This is a genomic window from Streptomyces spongiae (genome assembly GCF_009377185.1).
Taxonomy (GTDB): domain Bacteria; phylum Actinomycetota; class Actinomycetes; order Streptomycetales; family Streptomycetaceae; genus Streptomyces; species Streptomyces spongiae.
In genome coordinates, this window is the sequence record NZ_VJZC01000619.1 from 1 (window position 1) to 5,721 (window position 5,721).

The following is a 5,721-nucleotide window of genomic DNA, read 5'->3' on the forward strand; positions in this document are numbered from 1 at the left end:
CCGTCACCCCGGTCGCCCGTGAGTGCCTCCGCTCGGCACGAACCGCCCCCCACCAGCCGCACGGCGCCCTGCCCGAAGGAGAGTCATGACGACGAGCACTCCCGTCACCAGATGCCGCACGCCCATGTGGTGCGGGGCGTCTCCCCGCGGACGGCCGCCGGCGCCGGCACGCGGCCACCGGAGATCCGAACCCGCGCAGCCCCGACCCCGGGAGACGACATGACGGTCACCGAGCCACGCCTGAGTGAACCCTCCGTCCGTCCCGCCACGCGGGCGAAAGACCTCGTCCTGTTACTGCGGCCCCGCCAGTGGCCGAAGAACCTGGTGGCCGTCCCCCTCTCGCTGGCCGGGGGCGCGACCTGGACCTGGCACACGCTGTCCCACATCGCCTGGGCCGTCGCCCTGTTCACCCTCGCGGCATCCGCCGTCTACGTGATCAACGACATCGCCGACCGTCAACGGGACCGCCTGCACCCCGTCAAACGCGCCCGGCCCATCGCCTCCGGGCGGGTCCCCGTCCCCCTGGCGATCGCCCTGGCGGCGGTGCTGATCGCGACCCTGGCGGCACTGGCCGCGATCGGGCCGTGGAGGCTCGCCTGGCCCGTGGCCGTCTACCTCGTACTCAACGTGCTCTACAGCCACCGGCTCAAGCACATCGCCCTGGTCGACGTCTTCGTCGTCGCCGCCGGCTTCGCGCTGAGGGTCATCCTGGGTTCCCTGGCCGGCGGTATCCCCCTGTCCGTATGGCTCGTCCTGGGCGTCTACGCGGCCTCCGTCATGATCAGCCTCGGCAAGCGGCGGCACGAGCTGGACCTGGGAGCGGTGGCCGACCGGCACCGCCCCACCCTGGAGGGCTACTCGCGCCCGTTCCTGGACCAGATGGTCATCGTCACCGCGGTCGTCGCGGTGCTGGGCTACGCCGGTTTCCTGAGGGGCGACGCCGCCCAGCCCTTCGGCCAGATGGCTCTGCTGCTGACGATGCCGTTCGTCCTGTACGGACTGTTCCGCTACCTCCAGATAGTGATCGCGGAAGGGGGAGGCGGGGACCCCACCGAGACCCTGCTGCGCGACCGGCGGGTCGTCGTCAGCGCGCTGCTGTGCTGCGCCTGCCTCGCCCTCACCTCGCTGCTGGCCGGCCACCCGGAACTCACGGGCGGACTGCCGAGCCGATGACGAACGACCCGTGGGAAGCCGTGGGAAGCCAGGAGGACAGCCGTGGGAACAGCCCTGTGAACCCTGACGAACCGACCGTCTCCGTCATCATCCCCAACTACAACTACGAGAAGACACTCGCCGCCTGCCTGGACGCGGTGTTCGCCCAGACCCACCAGCCCTGCGAAGTGATCGTCGTCGACGACGGATCCACCGACCGGTCACCGACGATCGCGGCCTCCTACCCGTGCCGGCTCGTCGAGGGAGCGGGCAACCGGGGTGTCTCCGCGGCCCGCAACCTCGGCGCGCGTCAGGCGCGGGGAGACATCCTCTTCTTCGTCGACTCCGACGTGGCCCTGCGCCCCGACGCCCTCGCGAACGCGCTGCGGGTACTCCGCGACGACCCCGAGTGCGGCCTGGTGCACGGCACTTACGACACCCAGCCGCTGTTCGACGACGGCCCCGTCGAGCACTACCGCGTGCTGCACGCGCACTGGTGGCGCAGACGCAGCGTCGGCCGGGTCGGCACGGCCGTCTTCGCCCTGGCAGCGGTACGCCGGGAGGTCTTCGCCGCCGCCGGACCGTTCCACGAGGCACTGCGGGACGCCGAGGACGTCGAGTACAGCGACCGGCTGGTCCGGGTCGCCGCCATCCGGCTCACCGACACGGTGGTCGGGCGGCACGACGACTGCGCACGGCTCGGCGACATGCTGCGGGAGCAGTTCCGGCGGTCCCTGCCGCTGGCCGGGTTCGCCGGGGCCCACCGCATGCGCTCGGGCGGCGTGGTGGTCAACCCCGCGCTCGGAGTGCTCGGCGCCCCGCTGTTCGTGGCCGCTCTCCCGCTCCTGCTCGTGGCCCCCGCGGCACCCGTGCTCGCGGTCGTACCCCTGCTGTTCCTCGCCCTCTTCCTGCTGGCCGACCCGGGCCTGCCGGGGTTCGTGCGACGGCAGCGCGGGATGCGTTTCCTCGTCTACTTCCTGGCCGTGCATCTGCTCGCCCAACTGGCGATCGTGGCCGGCCTGGCCGTCGGAGCCCTGCGCCGGCTGCGCGGCCGGGGCGCGCTTCCCGCCGCGCCGTCGCCGGAAGCGGGCGTGCGATGAGACGCGGGCCGCGCCGCGCCCTGGCCGTGCTGTTCGCGCTGGCGGTGGTGGCCGGTGCCGGTGCCGCCCTGCACGGCCAGGATTGGTCCGTGCTCCTCGGACTGCTCCACGGCGGTTCCCTCGTGGCGCTGCTGGCAGCCGTCCTGGTCACCGCGGCCGGACTGCTGTGCGGCACCCGGTCCTGGATGCTGACGCTGTCCGCGATCGCGGTGCCCGTGCCCGCCCGCACCGGGACGCGGATGTTCTTCGTCGGCTTCCTGGGCAAGTTCGTGCCGGGACGGGTCTGGGGGCTGATCGCCCAGATCCGGATGGGCGAGCAGGCCGGTGCCACCAAGGCCCAGATGGCCGGGACGTACCTGGTCAACCTGGTGATCGTGCTGCTCACGGGCGGTGCGGTCGGCATGCTGGTCGCGCCCGCCCTGCTGGCCGACGGCGCCTGGTGGCTGCTGCTTCCCCTGGCCCTGCTGGCGGTCCTCGCGGCCCGGCCCGACCTGATCCACGCCCTGGCGTGCCTGGCCGCCCGGATCGCCCGGCGTCCGCCGCCGGCCACCCCGGGCCGGCCGCGGGACCTGCGCCGGTCCATCGTCTACCAGACCCTCTCCTGGGTGCTGTCGGGCCTGCACGTGTGGGTGATCGCGGTCCTGCTGGGCGCCGAGCCACTGCCCGCGCTGCCCGCCGCGGTCGGCGGGTTCGCCCTCGCCACCGTCGGCGGAACCCTCGTGGTGTTCGCACCCGACGGCGCCGGCGTCCGCGAACTGCTGCTGGCGCCCGCCCTCGCCACGGTCCTGCCGTGGCCCACCGCCGTCGCCGCCGCGCTCGTCAGCCGGGTGCTGACCCTCCTCGCCGAACTCACCACCTCCGGCGCCGCCCTGGGCGCGGTCGCCCTGCACGGCCGCCGCACCGTTCCCGCCCCGCTGAGAAAGAGGACCGCCGCATGACAGAACTCCGCCGCATGACAGAACTGATGAGCATCGAGGACGCCGAGGAACTGACCGTCGACCAGGTGCACGGCCTGTACCGCCAGTACGTCAACAAGAGCCAGGTGTCCCTGATGACGTCGTTCGGGTTCGGCCGGGAACTGGTCGACCGGGCGGAGGGCGCGTACGTCCACACCCGGGACGGCCGCCGGATCCTGGACTTCACCGGGGGCGTCGGCGTCCTCAACCACGGCCACAACCACCCGCGGATCATCGAGGCCCGCCGGAGGTTCGCCGAACGCGGCCGGATGGAGGTCCACAAGACCTACTTCTCGCCCTACCTGGCCGCCCTGTCGCACAACCTGGCCGCCGTGCTCCCGGGCGACCTGGACATGTCCTTCCTGCCCAACTCGGGCGCGGAGGCCGTCGAGGGCGCGGTCAAACTCGCGTACAAGTACCACGGCGGCCGGCGCAACACGATCCTGCGCAGCGACATCAGCTTCCACGGCAAGCTCCTCGGCTCGGGCAGCCTCACCGGCGGCGCGCAGAACCACTTCGCCTTCCCCGGCATCCCCGGAGTGGTCCCCTTCACCTACGACGACCTGGACTCCGTACGGGCCGCCGTGGACGCCAGCCGCGACGCCAAGGGCCGGTCCGACGTGTACGCCCTGCTCATCGAGCCGTTCAGCGCCTCCACCATCCGATGGTGCTCGGAGGAGTTCCTGCGCGGTCTGCGCGAGCTGTGCACCCGGGAGGACATCGTCCTGATCTTCGACGAGATCTACACCGGCTGGGGCAAGACCGGGACGATGTTCTACTTCATGCGCTACCCCGGGCTCATACCCGACGTGGTGACGACGTCGAAGTCCTTCGGCGGCGGCAAGTCCTCCATCTCCGCGTACGTCGCCCGCCGCCCCGTCTTCCGCAAGGCGTACGACAGCCTCCAGGACGCCCTGCTGCAGAGCACCAGCACCACCTACTACGGCTTCGGCGAGGAGTGCGCCACCGCCATCGAGGCGATCAACGTCGCCGTCGAGGAGGACTTCCCGGCCCGCGCCAGGGCGATCGAGAACGTCCTCGGCCCCGGCCTGGAACGGATCGCCAAGGAACACTCCGACATCGTCACCGACGTCCGCGGCGCCGGCGCCCTGTGGGGCGCGTTCCTCGGCAGCCCCGGAGTCCTCGACCTCGTCTCCCGGCTCGCCCCGGGCGGCCTGGCCAAGGACCCGCAGTTCGGCACCAAACTCGTCACCTGTGCCGTCATCAACGCCCTCTACCAGGACCACGACATCTACGCCTACTACACACTCAACGGCAGAAACCCCCTGGTCGTCGGCCCACCCCTGGTCGCCGAACCGGCCGACGTGGAGATCTTCCTGGAGCGGCTCGACCGCACCCTCGCCACCGGACTGACCCGTCTCGTCACCCGCTTCGTCCGGGAGAAGGTGTCGTCGCTGTGGTGAAGACGGTGGTCGTGACCGGCGGCAGCGGCATGCTCGGCGGGAACCTGACCCGGTCGCTGGCCGCGGCGGGCATGCGGGTACGCAGTCTCGACCTGCGGCCGCCCATGGAGCCGGTGCCCGGCGTGGAACACCTGACCGCCGACATACGGGACACCGGCCGGGTGCGCGCCGCCCTGACCGGTGCCGACGCCGTCGTGCACACCGCGGCGGCCCTGCCCAGCTACCCCGAGGACGAGATCCGCTCGATCATCGTCGACGGCACCCGGACCGTACTGCGGGCCGCACAGGACACCGGACTCGAACGCGCGGTGCACATCTCCTCCACCGCGGTCTACGGCCTGCCGGACGTCGTCCCCACCACGGAGGACCACCCCCGCCGCCCGGTCGACGCCTACAGCCGGGCCAAGTCCGGCGCGGAGGAGGTCGCCGAGGAGTTCCGCGCCCGCGGGCTGTGCGTCCCGATCCTGCGGCCCAAGACGTTCCTCGGCCCTGGCCGGATGGGCCTGTTCGCCATGCTCTTCGAATGGGCGGAGGAGGGCCGCAACTTCCCCGTCCTCGGCCGGGGCGACGTACGCATCCAGATGTTCTCGGTCGACGACCTGGTCGACGCCGTGGCCACCGCGCTCACCGCGCCCGCGGAGACCGCCGACGACACCTTCAACCTGGCCGCCGCCGAGTTCGGCACCCTGAGGGAGGACTTCCAGGCCGTACTGGACGCCGCCGGACACGGCAAACGCGTGGTCTCCGTCCCCGCCGCGCCCGCCGTCGTGACCCTGGAACTGCTGAGCCGGCTGCGGCTGTCGCCCGTGTACGGCCGGCTGATCCACAAGCTGCGCGCCGACTCCTACGTCAGCACCGACAAGGTGCGCGAGGTGCTCGGCTGGTCCCCCCGCCACTCCAACCGTGACGCCATCCTCAGCACCTACCGGTGGTGGCGCACCAGCCGGGCCACCACCGGGGCGACGACCTCCACAGGCCGGGCTTCCACGGGCCGGACCAGCCGCGAGCCCTGGAAACAGGGCGCCCTGAGCCTGGCCAAGGCGTTCTTCTGAGCAGCCGGCACCGCGCCCGGCGGCACGCCCCCGCCAC

The 5,721-nt window shown here is 72.1% G+C and carries 5 protein-coding genes; all 5 read left to right on the forward strand.

All coding sequences use genetic code 11. The annotated features are described in order from the left end of the window. Nucleotides 1–219: 219 nt before the first annotated feature. Genes FNH08_RS43055 through FNH08_RS52690 form a run of 5 tightly spaced genes read left to right on the forward strand, consistent with a single transcriptional unit; the run spans nucleotide 220 to nucleotide 5,684 of the window. Nucleotides 220–1,173: a decaprenyl-phosphate phosphoribosyltransferase gene (locus tag FNH08_RS43055; RefSeq protein ID WP_194238823.1), complete on the forward strand. Its 954-nt coding sequence runs from the start codon at nucleotides 220–222 to the stop codon at nucleotides 1,171–1,173. A gap of 56 nt (nucleotides 1,174–1,229) precedes the next feature. After that, the gene (locus tag FNH08_RS43060; RefSeq protein WP_322726381.1) at nucleotides 1,230–2,252 is read left to right on the forward strand and encodes a glycosyltransferase family 2 protein; all 1,023 of its coding nucleotides are present in this window, start codon (nucleotides 1,230–1,232) and stop codon (nucleotides 2,250–2,252) included. Then, nucleotides 2,249–3,190, forward strand: a complete 942-nt coding sequence (locus FNH08_RS43065) for a lysylphosphatidylglycerol synthase domain-containing protein (protein ID WP_152776959.1) — start codon at nucleotides 2,249–2,251, stop codon at nucleotides 3,188–3,190. Before FNH08_RS43060 ends, FNH08_RS43065 begins: the two co-directional genes overlap by 4 nt. 14 nt (nucleotides 3,191–3,204) lie before the next feature. Continuing rightward, nucleotides 3,205–4,632 carry an aspartate aminotransferase family protein gene (locus FNH08_RS52685; protein ID WP_407704568.1) on the forward strand — a complete coding sequence of 476 codons (1,428 nt, stop codon included), beginning with the start codon at nucleotides 3,205–3,207 and terminating at the stop codon, nucleotides 4,630–4,632. Then, nucleotides 4,626–5,684: an NAD-dependent epimerase/dehydratase family protein gene (locus FNH08_RS52690; protein WP_322726382.1), complete on the forward strand. Its 1,059-nt coding sequence runs from the start codon at nucleotides 4,626–4,628 to the stop codon at nucleotides 5,682–5,684. The genes FNH08_RS52685 and FNH08_RS52690 overlap by 7 nt, the downstream gene beginning before the upstream one ends. Nucleotides 5,685–5,721: the final 37 nt, after the last annotated feature.

What these genes read in the sequence shown, in the direction of transcription:
- FNH08_RS43055 (WP_194238823.1), top strand. Translation starts at nt 220, where the DNA reads ATGACGGTCACCGAGCCACGCCTGAGTGAACCCTCCGTCCGTCCCGCC.
- FNH08_RS43065 (WP_152776959.1), top strand. Translation starts at nt 2,249, where the DNA reads ATGAGACGCGGGCCGCGCCGCGCCCTGGCCGTGCTGTTCGCGCTGGCG.
- FNH08_RS52685 (WP_407704568.1), top strand. Translation starts at nt 3,205, where the DNA reads ATGACAGAACTGATGAGCATCGAGGACGCCGAGGAACTGACCGTCGAC.